Raw genomic sequence first — 18,105 nt, forward strand, 5'->3', positions numbered from 1 at the left:
CTGACTTAGGATGATCTTCGTCAGACGGTTTGTCGAGTGCACGCACCCGACGACGACGCTTGGCTTCATGAGCACAGCCGTGTCCTCGGCCAGCGCATCCGCACCGAACGCCGCGCCCGGCGGATGAGTCAGGAGCAACTGCACCTGGGTGCTGGCATCAGCCGGAACGTCCTTCAGAAGATCGAATCCGGCCGTCAGAACCCGACCTACTTCACGCTGCTCCGAATCGCGCGCGTCCTCGACGTGCCCCTCGCCGACCTTGTGCGATGAGCGGCCCGCCCCCGACGGGGAGCGGGGAACGGGCCGCTCGGGGCCACCGGCGTGATCGGCGAACAGCACACGCCGGTGACGGTAGGCCCGCTGGTGCCACGCTCGCCCTGTGGCACCAGCGGGGGTCAGATGCGCTTCCCCACGGCGATCGTCTTGTTCCCATTGACCTTGAGGATGGCCCGCAGGAGGACCATCAGGCGGCGCTCGTCCAGCTTGCGAGCAGCAGACAGGGGATCCATCCCGACACCGAGCAGGGACAGCACGAGCCCGAAGAATGCCCGCTGTTCCTCGTCCAGACCCAGGCCGTACTGGCGGCCGAGCAGCCCTTCCCACCGGCACGTCCATACGCCGTCGTCCTCGGTCAGTAGGCAGCTCCTGACCGAGTTGAGTTCGAGGATGGTCTGTTCCTCGATCAGGGCCTGTGCTACGGCGCGCTCCCGAGGGCCCTTGGCCCCCTTCCGGAGGATCGTGGCTACCGAAGGCTCTGCCGCCTCTTCGGGAACCGGGGCGGTCTCGGGCTCGGTGATCGTCATGCTGGGACCTCCGTAGGTAGTCGGGTCCCACCCGGACCGAACGCGGCGCCGAGCAGGACCGGATCGGTGAGCCGGCCGGTACCGTCCGGCCGCTCCAGCCACGTCCGCCCGCCCAGTAGGGAGAGCACGGGCGGGCACTTGAGGACCCACCCGGCCGGCCGGACGGTGAGCTGACGGATGTCGTCCAGCTCGTCGTCCAGCTGCGAGTGGACGAGCCACCAGGCAAGGTCGGTCTCCGCGTCGGCAAGGACGGGGCCGAGCCGCGCCGACCCGATACGGCGCATGGCGTGGAGCGTCATCAGGAGCGGTGCCTCCACGACGCGCCAGTGGGTGCCCGTATCGAACGGGGCAAGCCGGTCCGCGTTCCAGGCGCGGCGCACGCGGGTGGGCTGGTCAGTGCAGGCGAGGAGCCATTCCTGACCTGCGTCCCGAAGAGATCGAGCGGGCTTGGTGGCCATGACCAGCACGGTAGGAACGAACGAGAATCAACGCCCAGCCTGATTCGCGAATATTCGACTGCCGCCTGCGACGATTCGCCGTGATGCTCAGGGAAGGTCGGCGAAGTGCGCCCGGGCCCGCGCGATCAGGCGCCGCGCCTGGGTGCCGTACACGGCCGACTGCTCGAGGGTCTCCCAGACCCGGCGGTACAAGGCCACGCTGTCAGCGTCGTCCAGCCACAGCTCCGCGTGCCAGTCCTCCACGATCGCCATACGGTTGTCGTACAGCCAGAACGCGTTCGCCGGCGGGATGCCGAGCTGCGCGCCGAACGGCACGATCCCGAGCCGTACCGTGTCGAGGCCGATCACGCTGCCGAGCCGATCGAGTTGCGCGGCGAGGACGTCCGGCGGCGCCACGGCGGCGTGCAGGGCGGCCTCCCACATGACGACGTGGAACGTGCGGCCAGGCTGGTACAGCAGCTCTTGGCGGCGGACGCGGGCCCGCACTGCCTCCTCGATGTCGCGGGGCGCCTGGTGCAGCTCGGCGTAGCGGGCGAACACGGAGCGCGCGTAGTCCGGGGTCTGGAGCATGCCGACGACCATCGCGCCCTCCCACGCTCGCAGCGCGCTGGACCGCTCGTACTCGATGGTGAGGACGTCCTGCACCGGGCGGTGGCCGGCACTGAGCTGGCGACGCCACGACCGGGTGTGGGTCTCCACGCCCTGCAGCCGAGCGACGAGTTCCTCGGTGGCCGCGGGGTGCCCGGTGGCCTTGGCCCACGCCATGGCGTCCTCTGGCGTGGCCGTCTGGCGGCCGGTCTCCAGCTTCGAGACCTTGGCCTGCGGCCAGCCCAGCAGGTCCGCCAGGGCGCGCTGCGTGAGCTGGCCGCGTAGCTCACGCAGCCGCCGTCCGAGTGCCGCGCGGGCCTGCTGGAAGTCCGTGGTCACACAGGGAAGTTACCGCCTGGCCTGGTCGTAAGGCACGGAATGGTGCCAGGCAGCCTCGCGGGCCTGAGCGTAGCGGAGGACTTCCACCGGGTTGGTGATCAGCTCCACGCCAGTCATCTCGTCGTCCTGGTCGAACACGAGGCGGGCGACGACGCGGGTGTCGAAGAGCCAGAAGTCCTCGCGCGGCAGGCGCAGGCCGTCGGCCTGGCTGCGGGTGAGGATGTGGATCTCCTCGCCTGCGGCGGTGTTGCGGCGGGCGTTGTCGAGGAGGTAGCACTGGCCTTCGGTGGGCGGCTCGTCGAGGATTCGGACCCGGCGGAAGGTCTTGCCGAGAGCGGTCTGCTCTCGCCGTTCCTGGCACCAGGGGTCATCGAGGTCCCAGTCGACGCGGTCCTGCTCGAGGAACTCGCGGTACGTGTCCTGCTGTTCGTCCCACGCGTACCGACTGCGGGTCTCCAGGCGCCATGCCGAGTGGCGCAGGCTGGTGAACATGCCGTCGAACTCGTCGAAGCTGATGGTCTGGGGCATGTCGACGGTGTCCTTCGGGCCGAAGTTCGCGAGCAGCTCGTGCGGGACGGTGACGGCGGCTTCTCCATCATCGAGGTCGAGCTGCTTCAGCTCGGCGGGATCGGTGACGGGGTCTCCCTGGACGACGTAGGTGCCGCCGCCGGGCTGGCTGTAGAGGGTGGGGCAGCCGTTGTTTCCCGAGTTCGTGCCGACCTTCCAGAAGCGGCGGGTCATGGTGGTCCCCTTCGGTAGATGTGGGCCGCACCGTAGTCCCCCAGGGCACGGGGGCAACAGGGCGCCCGGACATGACGAAGCGGCCCCGCCCTCCCACGAAGGGGAGGGCGGGGCCGCGGGTTATCGGGCGAAGAGGGCGATGGCGCCGGTGGCGGCGCCGGCCACACCGGCGAGGACGCCGATCGTCGGCATCGGCCAGCGGGCGCGTTCGAGGGTGCGGATCCTGAGTTCGTGGTCGGCGATGTCGGCGCGGATGTCCTTGGTGTCGTCGAGGATGCCGTCGATCTTGGACTCGATCCGGCTGACGGTCTGAGCCAGGTCCCTCACCTCTTGGTACATCTGGCCAGTGCTGATGTACACGCCCGGGTCGGGCGTCGTCATCAGACCCCCTTGGCGAGACTCGCGGAGTTCTTCGTGCCGAACGCCCGGGCCAACATCCCCTTCACCAGGGACCCGGCGGCCGCGATGCCAGCCGCGGCCATGGTCTCCCAGAAGGAGGCGCTGAACATGTCGGCGGGGCCCGCGGCGACGGCGACACCGCCGGCCGCGACGACGGCGGTGGCCAGGGTGCGCTCGGCGAGATCGCGGGCGTAGGCGGTGCCGGTCTTCACGACGGTCTGGCCGTCGAAGTGGAGCTCGGGCATGGGGTGGTCCTTCCGATCAGGAGGTGACGGTGAAGCCGTGGCGGTCGCCGAGGCGTTCGAGGGAGGTGCGGCCGGGGATGCCGTCGGCGTCCTGGCCGCGGTAGCCGAGGCGGCGCTGCCACGCCGCGTAGGCGGTGACGGTGGTGGTGCCGAAGTGGCCGTCGCTGTAGGCCTTGCTGAGCAGGCCCTCGTCGACGAGCGCGGCCTCCACGGTGCGGACGCCGGCGTAGGTGACGGGCTGCCCCTGAGCGGACGGGTTCGAGCGGGCCGCGGCGCGCAGCTGGGACAGGTCGACGACCGGCCGGGACGGTGTCGGCCGCGGCGCGGTGGCCGGCTTCCCGCCGAGGCGCTTCGTGACGCGGGCCTCGATGTCGTCCCAGTCGATCCCGCGCGGGTCGACCTTGCCGGGCTGCCAGTCCAGGTGCCGGAGCGCGCTGCGGGCGTTCCAGCCGTGGTGACGGCAGACGGCGGTGATCGCGCGGACGATGGCCTCGAGCTGGGCGTCCGGCCAGGGGTCGTCGCCGTCGCCGAGGTTCTCGCACTCGAAGCCGTAGAAGTGCCGGTTGCCGTCGGTGCTGGCCTCGTTGTCGCCGGGCAGCTGGCGCTCGGCGATGACCGCGCGGAGGACGTCCGGGTCGCCGAGCCCGGCGTGGTTCGCGCGGCCGTAGCCGACGAGGTGCACGCGGCCGTCCTTGGTGATGACGCCGTGGCAGAGCGGGCCGGGCAGCCCGCTGTAGCCCTTGCGGCAGATGTTGACGGTGTGGGCGGAGTCCCGGGTGACGGTGTGGTGGATCATCACGCCGTGCACCGGGCCCCAGGGGCCCTTGTGGTTGCGGTTGTGGTCGCGCCAGTCGTCGACCTCGACGACGGTCAGGCCCTCTGCTTTCAGTGCCTTGAGGAAGCTGTTCGCGGACATGGGTGAGGCCATGGGCCCTCCAGGCATGAGGAAAGCCCCGGCCGGGATGGCGCGGGGCGGACGAGACGGATGTGGATTACGAGCGCTGGTACTGGCCACTGCCTCGAATGGAGTGGTCAGCGGCCCAGGCCCACGGAGAAACAGCGTCGGCGATACCGCCAGTGGTAACTGCTGACCCGTCAACCTTGCCCGACGAGATCTCCAGAGCGACGTCGCCGGTAGTGACACACCGACCGCGCGCCACCACCCGCACATCCACCGAGGCGTTCAACTCGAAGAAGCCGATACAGGACGGCAGACCGGAGGCGCTCACCGGCAAGCTGAAGAGCCAGTTGTCGCCGCCTCCGCCCCCGCCGAAATTCGTGGTGGCCCCGAAAATGATCTCCATCCGCCAAAACACCGTGCCAGCCGACTCGGCATACGCACAATCGATGGACGCATCTCCGAACGAGGGCAGATGCGCGCCGCTGCTGGTAGTCCAGCTGGGGGTCCAGGCCCGCCACGTCGGCGAGATCGACGCCATCCGGTCGGCGGTCAGGATCATGCCCGGCTGCCAAGGCTCATAGGCCACAGGGTCCTCCTACAGAGCGAGTCGAGTCGGGGTGGCGAGCCGCACGTCCGTGCCCGCGGCGTGAGTCTTGGTGATGCTGTTGACGGACCGCGTGACGGTCATCCGCTGTGGCGTCACCAGCCGTACAGCGTCGAAACGGATCTGCGGGTTGACCACCGTGCTGCTGACGTCGGCGAAGGAGCGGGTACCAAGCTGCCCGTCCCCGATGGCCGAGTCGGTGGCCCCTACCTGCCACACCGTCGGCTCCGAGGCCGAGGCCCGCCAGACCTTCGCCGCCAACGAGGCGCCCTCTGCCCGCAGCCGGACCCGATACCAGGTCCCGGCGGTGTGGGTGAGGCCGCTGGTGTACGTCCCGAGCTGGGTCTCCACGTCGTTTACGCGCCTGCGCAGGGTGAGCACGATGCCGGCCGTGGGGGTGAATTCCAGCCGGGCCATGTAGAACGACGTGTTGCCGTCAGCGCGGACGATCGGCCCGGCGAACAGGCTGCCGCCCGCGGCCAGGACACTCGTCGCGACGTCCACGTACAGATCCACGTCCGGGCCCGGCGCAGGCACCTGGGTGATGTGCGCGATGCCCGTGACCGGATGAGTGACCGCCCCGTACCCGGAGCCGACGCTGAAGTCGGCCGGAGCGCCGCCCAGCGTCCAGTCCTGGCCGGTGTCGGCGGTGCCCCAGCCGCCGACAACGGTCCGCTGGAAGGTATCCAGGACCGCGGGACTTGCGTCAGCCACCCGGACGATCTCCCCGCCGAGACGGAGGTCGTAGGGGAACTCGCGCGCGTACTCCCCCTTCGCGCCGGTGCTGAGGAGGATGACGTCCGCCAGCAGCACGTGTGAGGCGGGCGGTGTGGAGGTCAGCGTGGGCACGATCTCCGCTGTGGCAGCCCCGGCCGGGGCCGTGACGGTGCCGGTGGGCTGTGTCCACGTTCCGGCCGTGACCGGCACGGTGATCGCCGACGTCGTCAAGTACGCGCCGGCGGTGTCGAACCAGTTCACGTTCAGGCCGACTGCCCTGGACACTGCGCAGCGCAGCCATCCGTACGGCACGTAGGTGGCCCCGGCGGTGACCGGTACCGCAGCCGACGACACGTACGCGAGCGCGGCCACCCCGGTGGGGGTGAGCTGCATGCTCCAGTCCCCGCCGAACGGCGCCGGTCTCGGCGTCGGCACACGAGCGAGGGTGCCGCCGGTAGCCGTCCAGCCCGCAAGGTCCGTCTCGAAGTCCGGGTTGGCGGTGAGCCGGTCGAGGGACGTGATCCACGGCCGTGGCGGCAGCGCCCCCTGCGGCGGCGTGTGCACCAGCAGCTCGCCATCAGCCGTACCCGCACCGGCGGCCAGCACAGACCCGTCCGTGTCCACCCGGCCCAGCAGTCCGTCACCGACTGCACCGGTCTGCCAGGGCCCGGCCGGCGTGCAGTCGTAGGTGATAGTCCACGTCCGGGGCAGAAGCGTCTCCTTCAGGCCCATGACCATCAGGTCGACGTCGTCCGGGGCGACCCAGGTCGGCATGTTCTTCAGCTGGATGACGTCGCCCTCGCGCAGGGCCAGCACCGCGGGGATCAGCGCGGGGTGCCGGTGCAAGTTGATCGTGACGTCCGGGTAGCGGGGCTCGTCCCACGTGCCCAGATGCAGCTCCCAGAACGCGCGCGGACCGGTCTGGGTGTCGGTGGCCAGGGACAGGGTGATGGAGTCGTCGTAGACGCCGACGCCGTCGGGCGGGTCCTGCACCGACAGCGAGCCTTCAGCGAGGACGACACGGGCCGAGGATCCCCCCTCCCGGGTGACGGTGACGTCATTGCGGATGCTCGTGTCGTCGTCGACCGGATCCAGCGGCGCGGCGATCTGCCCCAGCGTGTAGTCCAGGACCAGCGCGGGCTCCTGCGAGTACAGCGTCGACCGCGGCCGGTACATGATCCGCAGCGCCGTCTGGTCCTCCGTGAGCAGGCCGCCATCCGCGTCAGCCGCCGTCCGCACCAGGGCGAGCACAGCTGCCATGTCCTGATAGCCCACCGGCTCCGTCGAGGCCGACGGCCCGGTCAGCGTGACAGGAAGGCTTTCCTCGGCGGACAGGCGCAGCATCCGGGCGCCCGCCGTCTCGCCGGTCCAGGCGTTCATGGCGTTGTCGTAGGCGACGGTGTCGTACTCAGTCCACGCGGAGATGTGCCCGATCGCCATGCCGTTGAGGTCGGAGTGGAAACCGCCGGGCGGTGAGCTGACGCCGGTCGGTCTGCCGATGACGCCGGGCAGCGTGTTCTCGTAGTGGATCGCGTCGCCGTTGATGTCCTGCCACACCAGGATGTAGCGGACGTTGCCGCCCTCCTGCTCGATGGAGAACCTGGCTTTGATCCACTTGCCGAAGATGACGTTCGAGGGGGTCAGGATGATCCGGTCGACGAGCGTCTCGCCCTCGTAGCCGAGGCCGAGGAGCCTCGTGTTGTCCGGGCCCATCTGCACGTACCAGTCGCGGACGGTACCCGTGGACCGGATCAGCATGAACGTCCGCCGGGACGCCGGTACCCGCGGCATGTGGTACATCCAGATCACAGACCACACCGGCACGGGCGCCCACGAGAGGTTCCGGATCATGCCGGACATGTGTGAAAGGTTCCCGGTCTGCGCTGCGATCGTGGGCAGCGGCGCGGACGACGGGAGGCTGCTGTCGGCGCCCCACTGCACGTTCGTGAAATACAGCGGGTCCATTCCGGCGATCGGCGTGGACGCTCGGTCGGCATCCTGCCCTTCCTCCATCGGCCAGTACGCCAGAGGCTCGTACGACGGGATGCGGCGACGGAGCGCACTGTCCAAGGCCTTGGTGCCCTGGCCGAGGCGGCGCAGGATGCCAGCGGCCTGCACGGGCACCCACGCGTCCGCGCCCGACGGAACCCATTTCTGCGGCCACTCGCTGATCTCGCCGGTGAATCGCGGGACGCGGTCACTGATCTCGGCGTCTCCTGCCAGCGACCAGGGCAGATCAGTGGCGTCGGCAAAGGCGGTTGTACCTGGCGGCAGGGTGGTGAAGTCGACGTCGGCGACGACGGGGCCGTCGATGCCGTTGCGGAGCTGGAAGCGGTAGACGTCGCCCTCGGGTGAGTCATAACCGATAGTCGCCACATTGCCGACCTCGAGCGGGGCGGACGACTGGTACAGGCTGCCGGTGGTGCCGGGGGTCGACGGGGCTCCGAGGACTGTCCAGGGTCCGTCGATGGTCGGGGCGGTGTAGTGCGTGTAGATGCCAGTGGTGCCGTCCCAGGTGGAGCGCAGTGCGGTGCGTCCGGACGGGGAGCTGTAGATCGGTTCCTGCGAGGTGAATTCCTTGATGCTGACACCGTCGAGGCTGCGTCGGAAGGTGATCCCTCCAGTTGCGGCGATCATCATCAGCCACGAGCGGCCAGCGTTGAGCAGGTCGTACTTTCCGCACAGCTCGACGATCGTGCCGGCGGTCCAGTTGGCGATGTTGACTTCGATACGGACGTCGATGCTGGTTGTGATGTCCAGGGCAGCTGTGTCGGGGGTCCAGGCGCGTCCGGCGCCGCCGTGAGGCAGGAGCATGCGCGGGGTGCCGCCGGGGAGGCTGAGGCGGACGGGGGTGTTGCGGCCGATCTTCCCGTAGTACGGGCTCATCGGATTGCGCGGACTGTACTTGCCGTTCTTGTTGTTGATCGTCATCGGCACGGCCGCCGGGTCAGCGGTCCTGCCCTGGTTGCGGATGCCCCGCTGGTGGGTGATCGGGTCTCGGGTGTATAGGGGAAGCTTCTCCCACTGCCCGTCGACCAGGATCTCTGCGAGCAGCCCCAACGGGTCCTCCGGGAACGCCACCGTCTACCTCCCGAGCACGAATTGAACGTCGCCGCCACTGATGCCGACGCGCTTACGGATAGTGCTGATGATCATGTCGCCCCACTCGTCGCCACCGGTGATGCGTACCGTCGGGATGGAACCCGAGCCAGCTCGCCCACCCGCTCCCACGGCTGAGCCAACGGCGCCGGCGTACGACGCGGACGGAGTCGGCGTGGACACCAGACCGGCCATCGTCCGGTCGACCTCGCCCTGCGTCGACTCGATACCGGCGACGATGCCCCGCGGAATCCACCGGCCGACGGTCTTGGCCATGACTTTGGAGGGGCTCGAGATACTGAGGGCCTTGGCAATCGGCCCCGGGATCATGTTCTTCGCGAAACTGATCAGCCGACCACGGAGCCAGCCACCCATGCTCTGGACACCGCGCAGCAGGCCCCGGACCACGTCCTGTCCCTTGCCGTACAGCAGGGAGCCCACGTTGCCGAAGGCGCCCGCGATCCTGCGCGGCAGGCCCCGCACCCACGACACGACGCCGAGAGCCCGCTGGACGGTCGCGTCCCGGAAGGATCGCCAGGCTGAGACGGCCCGGAGGGTGACCGCCGCACCGAGCCCTGCCAGGGCACGGCTCGCCCGACTGGGCAGCCCCTGCACCGAGGCAATGAACGACGCCCAGGTCCGGGACACGGGCCCGGACACGTACGTCGACCACAGGCCGCCGAACCAGTTGCCGACCGCCGACCCGAGCCGGGGCAGGTTCTCGCCCGCCGAGCTCACCAGCCTCGACACGAAAGCGACCATCATCGTCACAGCGGCCGCGCTGAACGCGAGCGCCACCAGCGCGGGCAGCGCCAGCAGCGCGATGGTGATCGCCGCCGCGATCGCAGTGGCCTTGAAGAGCTGCGTCGGGTTGGCCATCACCCACTCGGCGACCGCCTGCCCAGCCCCCGTGAGCCCCTCCACGATTCTCGGGGCCAGCTCGCGGGCCTTCTGCGCGAGCCGCTGACCCAGGATCGGCAGGAACGCGACCACCCGGTCAGCGAACGCCTGGGTATCCGCAGCCTGCCCGGCCTCCGACCAGATACCGCCGAGCGCCTTCCGGAAGGTGTCGATACCCGGGATCACGACGCCCCCGAGGAAGTCGACGACACCCTGCTGCAAACCCCGCTGGAAAGCCTTCACCTTCGTTCCCGCGTTGTCCCGCAGCGTGTTGCCCAGCTCGTCAGCGGCCCCTGCGGTGTCCCCCATGGCGTTGCGGGCCTCGTGCAGATTCAGCTTGAAAAACGCGGCACCGAGATCCTCACCCGGGCCGCCGAACAAATCCTGAACGGCCTTCTTTGCGACGTTCGACTCCGGCCCTAGCTCCACGATCGCGTCGTGAATCTTCGTCATGGCTTCCTCGCCACGCTGGCCGCCGGCCGACAGAGCTTCGATCATCTCGTCGGCGTTCAGGCCGATCGACTTCAGAGCATCGACCTGCGCCTTTCCACCACCGGTGACGCGCAGCTCCAGCTCCTTGAAGGCGTCCGCGAGCTTGTCGGTGTCCTTCCAACCGGCCTGGATCGCCTGACGCATCAGACCGACCGCTGTACGCCCGGACAGACCGGATTTGGCGAACTGGACGCCGTACTCGCTGATGGTCTCCAGCAGGTCCTCGCCGTCCTTGCCGAGTCCCACCATGCCCTTGGCGATCAGGTCGAACGCCTCGGTGGAATCCTTCGCGAGCCCCGTCTTGACCGCGATACCGGCGGCCTGCGCTGCCTCCGACACATCGACATCGAAGACGTTGGCAAGGTCGGCGGCCTTGGTCGCAATGGACTGAAGCTGCGCGTTCGTCGCCCCCGGCGGGAACAAACCCGCACCGGCCGTCGCCCGGATCGCGTCAGCGGCGCCCTGGAAGTCGTCCGTGATCGCCGAGGAGTACAGCTTGCCTGCGATCTGCCCGTACTTCTTGGCCTCAGCCGGCGTCTTCCCCAGCTGTGCGCCGAGCCGTGCGGTGATCCGGCTCTGGTCCAGGGCCTCGCCGAAGGACGCCATGAGGAGAGCGCCCGCCGCCGCGCCGACCCCGGCCGCGGCCATCTTCAGCGCGCCCAACTTTTCGCCCATGCCGCCAACGGCCTCGTCCGCGCCCTGCGCGCCCGCATCACCGAGCCCGTCACCGACGGCGTCCCCCGCATCGCGGCCGGCCGCCACAAACTGGCCGCGGGCGTTGCGGAGGCGACCGTCGGCACCGCGGACGATGCCGTCGCCGAGTTCCTCCCCGGCCTGACGGCCAGCCCGCGCGGCTTCGTCCTGCACACCGGACAGGCCGTCGGCGACACCGTCACCGAGCTGCTGCCCGGCCCGCTGCCCAGCCCGCTCGGCGTCGTCGCCCATGGTCTGCCCGGCCGTGCGCATGGCGCGTTCGGCCTGGGTGAGACCGCGGGTGACGCCTTCCGCGTCGAGGCTGATGACGCCGGTGAGTTCGCCTACGACGAGAGCCACGGCGGCTACCTCCTACGTTGCTTGGGGGGTGGAGGTGCGAAGTGCCGCGCGATGCGGGAGTCTGCCGAGACGAGGCCGTAGAGGCGGGTCTGGAACCAGCGCCACGATCGGCGTGCGAGCAGCTGCTCGTCGTCGAGGTCGAGGCCGTAGGTGTCCTGGAAGTCCGCCTCCACCAGCGGCCACTGCTCCAGCAGATCGGTGCGGGTTACCCGCTTGCCCTGGGACCGCGCCTGCGACGCTGGCGGGAGCCCGCCCTCGTACCACTCGTAGAGCCCCGTTGCTTCATCGAGCTCGCCGCGGCCGATGCCGAGGGCTGAGACCTCGGCTGCCGACGGGCCGCCCGATTCGGGGCCAAGAGAGAAGGGTCGCCACCGCTGGACCAGAATTTCGCGGCGGTGTCGCGGTCGTTGAGGACCCACACCATCGTGGTCATGGCGACGTGCCGGAATCGGGTCCAGCTGAGGTCGGCGGCGATTTCGTCGTGCACCGGGCCGAGGACGAGGCGGAAGAGGTCCTTCTCCTCGTCGTCGTTGAGCATCTCCGCGTCGGGTTCGACGCCGCCGAGGAAGAGCTGAGCCGCCGCCTTGGTGATGGCCTCGACGCGCAAGCCCGCCTCGGCGGTCGGCGACGGAATCCGGTAGACGCGAGTCTGCCCGTCCCCCACGGAGACGGGCAGTTCCAGGTAGTCGTCGAGGAAGTCCCCGAGCGCTTCGAACTGCGCAGCCATATCAGGGGGTCACCACGAGCGGGTTTTCGATCGCCGTGCGCGGCCCGTCACCCGTGAACGTGATCTCCACCTCGCCCAGCGCGGAGTACTCGCCGCCGGCCGGAGCCCACGTCGGGATGGCCTTGCCCTCGTACGCCTCCGGGAGGCCGTTGCGGTTCATCCATCGCAGGTGCACGAGGTTGGCGTCGCCGTACTCGTCGGAGGCGAGACGAATGGCCTCGTGGACGTCGTTGTACACCTTGGAGGTCTTGTTGGCCTTGCGGCGGATGGTGACCGTGATCTCCCAGGCCTGCGCGGTCTTGGTGTTCCCGGCCCAGCCGTCCGAGTCGTAGTCGCTGGAGTCCTCGATGTTGGGCTCGGCGGACGGCTGGAACTCCCTGACACCAGGGCAGAGCTGCCAGTCTGGGAGCTCAGCCGTGCCGATGTTCACTTCGAGGCGCCACTCACGGGCCAGCTCGTTCTCGTTGGTCTCGACGGGTGTCGACATAGTCCTTCTCCTCAGTCGCTCTGGCGGGGTCCGGTCCGCACGGTCCGGAAGTAGTAGTTGCCGACCAGCTCCATGCGGCCGTGCGTGTCCTGGCCGATCCACGCCTGGCTGTTACGCCAGGAGATTTCCACCCGCACCCCGCGCAGCAGGTAGTTACGGCGGTTGTGGAGGACGTTGAAGACGTCGTCAGCGAGCTGCACCAGGCCAGCCGCGTCCGTGCCCCAGCGCATGCGGGCCTGAATGCCGGTGACCGAGTCGGTGCTGTCGTCGTCGGCGACGGGATACGGGGTGAGGCCCAGCACCCGGTCGGGGCCGTCCGGGCTCTTGCCGAGGACGATGCCGGTGACGTCGGCCGGGAGGACCGCGTCTGGGGCGTAGGTGCCGATGCCCTCTGTGTCGAGGAGCTCGGCGACGCCCTGGAACAGGTCGGCGTCGTGCGTGCTCACCGCAGGGCCCGCCTCATCTCGGCTGCGATGAGCCGCTGTACCGGGCCGCGGTTCGCGTTCAGCGGCTGTTCCAGGTACTTGGCCTGCCTGCCGGGTGCGTGCCGCCAGTCCAGCTCCTCGTGCTGCCGGACGGCGTACGGGCCGTCAAAACTCACGGCGGCGGTGAGGTCGCCTTCGTCTACGGAGGCGGTGCCGGTGGACTGGAGGTATCCCTCGTCGAGCGGGACGACGTCTTGGGCCTCGGTCAGGACGTGCTCTGCGGCGAGGAGCAGGCCGCGAGCGGCGGCGGCGCGGAGCTCCCGCTCGACGCCTGCTCCGTTGAAGTCGAGTCGGAAACGCTGCGCCACGACAGCCTCCTTCTACTGGAGTTGGATTTCCACGTGGTCCGGTGTCGGAAGGCCCCCGCCATCGCGGGGCAGCGCGGCGATCACCGTGGTCTTCCGGCCGGACGGCAGAGTGACCCGGGACAGGGGCGGCGCAGCCGTGCCCGGCCGGGCGTAGGCAGTCGACGAGGACGTCACGTTCTCCCCGCCCGGGGAGACCACCGCGCGGGTCTGCTCGTCCACGAAGGCGCGCACCTCGGCAGGCGGGCCGTAGACCGGGCCCGTGCTGGAGTCGCCCTGGTAGGGCTCGATGGTGATGCGGTGGCGCAGCAGCCACCCGGGGATGGCGCTCACCAGGGCACCGTCACCGCGCCGACGAACAGCTTGTCGTGCAGAGATGGCGCCCTCAGCTCGTCCCACACCTGCGGAGCGATCTGCCGGGCCGCAGCGTCTCCGCCGGATGCCGACGCCGATGCGCTGCCGGTGGTTCGGCCCAGGGCGACGGAGCCGATCGACACGTTGCCGTACCCGGCTCCGGCGGCGCCGGTGTGGTCGCCGATCTCGTCCCACCAGGCGACTTGAGCGCACACCGCTCGGCCGATCGCCGCGGCGACGTCCAGGTCGGTGGGCATGCTGGCGTCGTCCACGTCGTATCGGCAGTACGCGAGGACCATCGTGTCGAGCATCCGTGAGGCGTCCGCCAAGAGGCCGGCCGCATCCAAAGGCGGCGCGGCGCGCAGGTAGTTCGCCAGGTCAGTCGTTGTGGCGTAGGACCGGTACCCCGGCCCGGTCCCTGGGGTGGGGGCCACGGAGACCTGCTCGTTCTCCACCGAGGAGCCCGTGCCCGTCACCGTCCACCGCAGCAGCCACACCCCGGCCGCCGTGTACGTGAGCGGCGCCGTCCACGTCTGCCCGCTATCCACAGTCGCCGTGACCGGTGTGGATGTGGTGCCGTCCGGTGCGGTCACCGTCAGCGTCGCGACCGTCGTCGCGTCGTACGGGGTCACCAGCAGCTGCGCGGTGACCACGTCTCCCACGTCGGGCATCAGCCACCTCCAGTGAATGTTGCGACCAGGCTCGGGCCGACAGTCGAAGCGGTGAGAGTGGGTCCAGCCGACGAGGCCGTCAGCACCGGCCCGGCCGTGCTCGGCGTGAGCTGGTAGGCCGGCCGCCGCTTCTGCCACGGAATCGCGGCCGCTTCCTCGAGGGAGCGCGCGGCGCGAAGGCGGCGGGTCTGGAACGGCTGCCGGATCTGGCCGGCGCCATCCGGGGCCGTCGCCGCCCGAAGGCTGCTGCGCTTCGCCGGCGTGATCGTGCGTGCCTGCTCGGTGCAGCGAGCCACGCCGAGGGAGCGGCCCTTGCCCTGCGCGAGTGGCGCCGCTCGGTCGACCGTATGGGCTGGACCGAGCCGTACGGTGTGCCCTGCTGTCAGTGGGCGGCTGGTCTCTGCAGCGGTTGCGGCGCCGAGGATGCGCCGCTTGCCACCGGTCAGCGGGGCGGCTCCGTCGGTGGTCCAGGCGGCGCCGAGTTCCCCGGCTGCCTGAGCGCGGAGCACGCGGGCTGTGCTCGCGTCGCGAGCCGCGCCCAGGACGTGCCGTTTCCCGCCGGTGAGCGTGCCCGCCTGTGTTCGCTCGTGGGCGCCCGCCACCGGTGCCGTCCGTCCAGCGGTGAACGGCTGAGCCTCTTCCCTCGCTGGGGCTGCCCCGATGGGCTGGTCCTTGGCTGCGGTGACCGGCAGCGCATCGTCCACGGCCGCCGCCTGGCCGGTGGAGGTGGTCTTACTGCCGGTCACCGGGCGCCCGCGGTCCGTGGCGCGGGCGTCTGCGATCCGGGTGTCCCCGGCCGCCATGAAGCTGCCAGCCTGTTCCGCGCTCGCCGTCGTCCCGAGCGCGAGCCGCTTCGCCCCGGCGAGGAGCTGGGCCTCGTCGACGACACGCGCCGAGCCGACCGGTCCGCTCTTCGCAGCGACGACCGCGCCCGCAGCAGCCTGGTCGGAAGCCGTACCGAAGACTGCCGTCCGCGCGCGCCCGATCAGGCCGGCCGCCGACGTCTCGTGCGCCGCCTCCAGCTGGACACTGCGCGCCGCCGTCAGCCCGCCAGCAGCCTCCGCCGACTGAGCCGCGCTCACCGGAGCGGCCTTCGCTGCGGTCCACGGCCCGGCGGCGTCGGCCGTTCCGGCGCCCGCCATGCTGGCCGACCGTGCCACGCCCACCAGGCCAGCAGCGGATGCCTCGCCCGCGGGGCCGAGCGGCACCACGGTGATGATCGGCGTGACGTTGGCGTCGTCGAACTGCGCTACGTCTGGGGTGCCGTCGTCGCGGTGGGCGATGAGCTGGACCTGGAGCGTCGGATCCGACGCCCAGGCGGGTGCGGCCACCGTGCGGCGGACCACCCAGGCGACGCCGTTCGGGCTTGTCTCCCACAGCAGGTCCGTGCCGGTCTGCCGGATCCGGAGGTAGGCGTGGGCGTCCGGGTCGTACGGGATCGCCGTGTAGTCGGGGTCGACGTAGCCGACGCGGAGGGCCATGCCGAGGGTATCGGCGACCGCGTTGTGCTCGATGACGACGTCGGTGCCGGGCGTGGTGGTCTGGATGAGGACCTGCGACCAGCATGCGATCAGGGAGTCGCCGAGCGGTGCCGGGTACATCCGGCAGGAGAACTGGCTGCCGCGCAGGGTGTAGATCGTGGCGGAGGCGTACGCGGCGTAGTCCAGCCCGCACGGCACCTGGGCGCGGCCGCCGGCCTCGGTGATGCCGCCGTACGAGTCGGGCCACAGCACGGTGTCCACGACGTTGTCGTTGAAGTCGTCGGCCAGATCGACGGCCGGTGTGGCGATCCTGCCGGGCAGGGGCGCGGCCGTGGCCGTCTCCGGGGCAGTCCCGAGTGCGATGACGGGCACGACCTCGCCCCCTTCCCCCTATGCGGCGTTCTCGGAGACGGCGATGCCGCCTGCGCCGACGGACGCGGTGATCGACGTACCGTCCGGGGTGACCGCGAAGTCGTGCACGGTCAGCGGGATCAACTGGGCGTCCGTTCCGGCCCCGGTGGAGTCGAAGCAGATGGCGATCTTCCCTGTCGGGTTGCCGGTGGCGTCCGCCCACACCAGGTCCCCGGCCGTCCACGACGCCATGTTGCCGACGTCGTCCACGGTCACCGTGACCCCGGTCAACGCCTTCCGGCCCATCGTCACCTGCTCGTTGCTGGCCCCCGCCAGCAGCGCCGCCAGAGTGTCGTAGTCCTGGAGCGCGTCGTCCGCCTCCAGGCCCGTCGCCTCCAGCACCACCGCCCGCAGCACCGCCCCGCCCGTACCGGCCTCGGCGACGCCGGCGTAGTACACGTGCCGGCCCTTGCCGATGTTCGTCACGAGATCAGCCATGCGGCCTCCCTCCTATGGACATGCGAGAGGGAGGCCACCATGGGGCCTCCCTCGCTCGCGACGAACCGATCAGGTGGCCGGGTTCTCGCCGTACTTCGCGACGAGCACCGACTTGGTCAGGGACGGGATCTCCGTCCGCTCCTCGTCGGACACGGCACGCTTCAGCGCGTACTCCACCCACGTGTCCTTCGACGCGGAGCGGTCCGGCGGGTCCCCGGCGTCCTCCTGCTGCTCCTTGTACTCCTCCTCGACGGCCGCGCGCGGGCCCTCGGTGGAGGTGAGCGCGACGCCCGGGGAGGCCTGCGGCCGCTGGAGGACGCTGTCCGGGGAGGGCGCCTCCGGGGTCTCGTCGCTGTCGAGGCGCTCCCAGTTGGGAAGCATCTCCAGTCGGGCGTCCTCGTGCTCACGCTCGACGACGTCACCCGTGTTGGTGTTGTGGTAGCGGATCATGCGGCAGCAGCTCCCTGGATGAGCACGGCACGGTTGGCGTCGAGCGTCTTCGTCCCGTACAGGCAGTCGACCGAGACGACGGTCTGCTTGTACTTGATGTCGTAGTCGTAGACCACGCGCAGGGCGAACCCCTTGTAGTTCATGATCGTGGCGTCCTGCGCCCCGGGCGGAACCTCCAGCGTGCGGGTCACCAGCGCGAACGCCGTCTTGTGGAAGGCGACGTCGACCTCGGTCGTCGGCTCGCCCGTGGTCGGGACCTCGGCCGGGCCCGCGATGTTCTGCGTCATGTACGGCGTGAAGCCGGACGCCCGGGCGCCGAACTGGGCCTCGGTCAGACCGACCGTGGAGCCGCGCTCGTTGGCCGCGCGCCAGATCTTCTCCGCGACCCACCTGGCCTTCGTGCGCGGGCCGACGACGACGTTGCGGTCCGCCTGCGGCACGTTCTTCGTGTCCAGGACCGCGCCGGCCTCGATGAGGACCCGCGAGTCGGACCACGGGTAGTGGCCGTCGGTGTAGTTGTGGTTCTCGCCGAGCGGGTCCTCGGCGACGGCGCCGACGGTCTGCGTGACGTCGTCGCGCAGCGCCAGCAGGTCGCGGTCGATCTTCTGGGCGATGGCTTCCATGGCCGGGTCGAGGAGCTGCTCGCCGAAGTCCTGGATCTCCAGGTTGAGCTGCTCCGTCGTCACCGTGAAGCTGACGTCGGGCAGGTGGTTGAGGACCACCGGGAAGCCACTCTCGGTAGCGTTCTGCGGGACGATGCCCGTCGCCCGGTTGAACTCGTTGGCGACGAACGTCGCGGGCTTGCGGACGGTGATCGTGTCACCGACGCGGCCCGCGAAGTCGGCCTCGTAGTCGCGGTGGACGAGCTGCGCCATGTGCGTGGTCTCGTACAGCGTGGCCAGGGCCCGGCGGGCGATGGTGTCGGGGGTCAGGAAGGTGTTGGCCATGGGGCCCTCT

22 protein-coding genes are annotated in these 18,105 nt (G+C 70.1%); all 22 read right to left on the minus strand.

Annotation, left to right across the window (positions count from 1 at the left end; all coding sequences use genetic code 11):
* The coding region (locus ABEA26_RS36260) for a hypothetical protein (RefSeq protein ID WP_425587780.1) at nt 1-339 on the minus strand (339 nt) is incomplete at its 3' end.
* A 56-nt stretch (nt 340-395) separates the two neighbouring features.
* Nucleotides 396-803: a hypothetical protein gene (locus tag ABEA26_RS03480; RefSeq protein ID WP_345589066.1), complete on the minus strand. Its 408-nt coding sequence runs from the start codon at nt 801-803 to the stop codon at nt 396-398.
* Nucleotides 800-1,261 (minus strand): hypothetical protein, encoded by a 462-nt coding sequence (locus ABEA26_RS03485; RefSeq protein ID WP_345589068.1) that lies wholly within the window; start codon nt 1,259-1,261, stop codon nt 800-802. Before ABEA26_RS03485 ends, ABEA26_RS03480 begins: the two co-directional genes overlap by 4 nt.
* Nucleotides 1,262-1,348: 87 nt before the next feature.
* Nucleotides 1,349-2,188: a helix-turn-helix domain-containing protein gene (locus ABEA26_RS03490; protein ID WP_345589070.1), complete on the minus strand. Its 840-nt coding sequence runs from the start codon at nt 2,186-2,188 to the stop codon at nt 1,349-1,351.
* 9 nt (nt 2,189-2,197) lie between these two features.
* The gene (locus ABEA26_RS03495; protein ID WP_345589072.1) at nt 2,198-2,929 is read right to left on the minus strand and encodes a DUF6879 family protein; all 732 of its coding nucleotides are present in this window, start codon (nt 2,927-2,929) and stop codon (nt 2,198-2,200) included.
* Nucleotides 2,930-3,049: 120 nt separating this feature from the next.
* Nucleotides 3,050-3,310 (minus strand): hypothetical protein, encoded by a 261-nt coding sequence (locus ABEA26_RS03500; protein WP_345589073.1) that lies wholly within the window; start codon nt 3,308-3,310, stop codon nt 3,050-3,052.
* A complete protein-coding gene (locus ABEA26_RS03505) occupies nt 3,310-3,573 on the minus strand; it encodes a hypothetical protein (RefSeq protein ID WP_345589075.1) in 264 nt (87 codons plus the stop codon). The genes ABEA26_RS03500 and ABEA26_RS03505 overlap by 1 nt, the downstream gene beginning before the upstream one ends.
* 16 nt (nt 3,574-3,589) lie before the next feature.
* Nucleotides 3,590-4,501 carry an N-acetylmuramoyl-L-alanine amidase gene (locus ABEA26_RS03510; protein WP_345589077.1) on the minus strand — a complete coding sequence of 304 codons (912 nt, stop codon included), beginning with the start codon at nt 4,499-4,501 and terminating at the stop codon, nt 3,590-3,592.
* Between the two features lie 64 nt (nt 4,502-4,565).
* Complete coding sequence (locus ABEA26_RS03515) at nt 4,566-5,060, minus strand: hypothetical protein (RefSeq protein WP_345589080.1); 495 nt, start codon at nt 5,058-5,060, stop codon at nt 4,566-4,568.
* A 9-nt stretch (nt 5,061-5,069) separates the two neighbouring features.
* On the minus strand, nt 5,070-8,876 hold the full coding sequence (locus tag ABEA26_RS03520; protein ID WP_345589082.1) for a hypothetical protein: 3,807 nt from the start codon (nt 8,874-8,876) through the stop codon (nt 5,070-5,072).
* A 3-nt stretch (nt 8,877-8,879) separates the two neighbouring features.
* The gene (locus ABEA26_RS03525; RefSeq protein WP_345589084.1) at nt 8,880-11,339 is read right to left on the minus strand and encodes a phage tail tape measure protein; all 2,460 of its coding nucleotides are present in this window, start codon (nt 11,337-11,339) and stop codon (nt 8,880-8,882) included.
* A 5-nt stretch (nt 11,340-11,344) separates the two neighbouring features.
* Nucleotides 11,345-11,512, minus strand: coding sequence for a hypothetical protein (locus tag ABEA26_RS03530; protein WP_345589086.1), 168 nt, complete (start codon nt 11,510-11,512; stop codon nt 11,345-11,347).
* A gap of 32 nt (nt 11,513-11,544) precedes the next feature.
* Nucleotides 11,545-12,066 (minus strand): DUF7426 family protein, encoded by a 522-nt coding sequence (locus ABEA26_RS03535; protein WP_345589088.1) that lies wholly within the window; start codon nt 12,064-12,066, stop codon nt 11,545-11,547.
* Between the two features lies 1 nt (nt 12,067).
* Nucleotides 12,068-12,553, minus strand: coding sequence for a phage tail tube protein (locus ABEA26_RS03540; protein ID WP_345589090.1), 486 nt, complete (start codon nt 12,551-12,553; stop codon nt 12,068-12,070).
* 11 nt (nt 12,554-12,564) lie between these two features.
* Nucleotides 12,565-12,999 (minus strand): minor capsid protein, encoded by a 435-nt coding sequence (locus tag ABEA26_RS03545; protein WP_345589093.1) that lies wholly within the window; start codon nt 12,997-12,999, stop codon nt 12,565-12,567.
* Nucleotides 12,996-13,346, minus strand: a complete 351-nt coding sequence (locus tag ABEA26_RS03550) for a hypothetical protein (RefSeq protein ID WP_345589095.1) — start codon at nt 13,344-13,346, stop codon at nt 12,996-12,998. Before ABEA26_RS03550 ends, ABEA26_RS03545 begins: the two co-directional genes overlap by 4 nt.
* A 12-nt stretch (nt 13,347-13,358) precedes the next feature.
* Entirely contained in the window at nt 13,359-13,676 is a 318-nt protein-coding gene (locus tag ABEA26_RS03555; protein ID WP_345589096.1) for a hypothetical protein, read from the minus strand.
* The gene (locus ABEA26_RS03560) at nt 13,673-14,368 is read right to left on the minus strand and encodes a hypothetical protein (protein WP_345589097.1); all 696 of its coding nucleotides are present in this window, start codon (nt 14,366-14,368) and stop codon (nt 13,673-13,675) included. Before ABEA26_RS03560 ends, ABEA26_RS03555 begins: the two co-directional genes overlap by 4 nt.
* Nucleotides 14,368-16,221, minus strand: coding sequence for a hypothetical protein (locus ABEA26_RS03565; protein ID WP_345589099.1), 1,854 nt, complete (start codon nt 16,219-16,221; stop codon nt 14,368-14,370). The genes ABEA26_RS03560 and ABEA26_RS03565 overlap by 1 nt, the downstream gene beginning before the upstream one ends.
* A gap of 18 nt (nt 16,222-16,239) precedes the next feature.
* Nucleotides 16,240-16,698 (minus strand): hypothetical protein, encoded by a 459-nt coding sequence (locus ABEA26_RS03570; protein ID WP_345589101.1) that lies wholly within the window; start codon nt 16,696-16,698, stop codon nt 16,240-16,242.
* A gap of 69 nt (nt 16,699-16,767) precedes the next feature.
* Nucleotides 16,768-17,148, minus strand: a complete 381-nt coding sequence (locus ABEA26_RS03575) for a hypothetical protein (RefSeq protein WP_345589103.1) — start codon at nt 17,146-17,148, stop codon at nt 16,768-16,770.
* Nucleotides 17,145-18,095 carry a major capsid protein gene (locus ABEA26_RS03580; RefSeq protein WP_345589105.1) on the minus strand — a complete coding sequence of 317 codons (951 nt, stop codon included), beginning with the start codon at nt 18,093-18,095 and terminating at the stop codon, nt 17,145-17,147. The genes ABEA26_RS03575 and ABEA26_RS03580 overlap by 4 nt, the downstream gene beginning before the upstream one ends.
* Nucleotides 18,096-18,105: the final 10 nt, after the last annotated feature.

Origin of the sequence: Streptomyces marokkonensis (assembly GCF_039539045.1) — a bacterium.
Lineage (GTDB): Bacteria > Actinomycetota > Actinomycetes > Streptomycetales > Streptomycetaceae > Streptomyces > Streptomyces marokkonensis.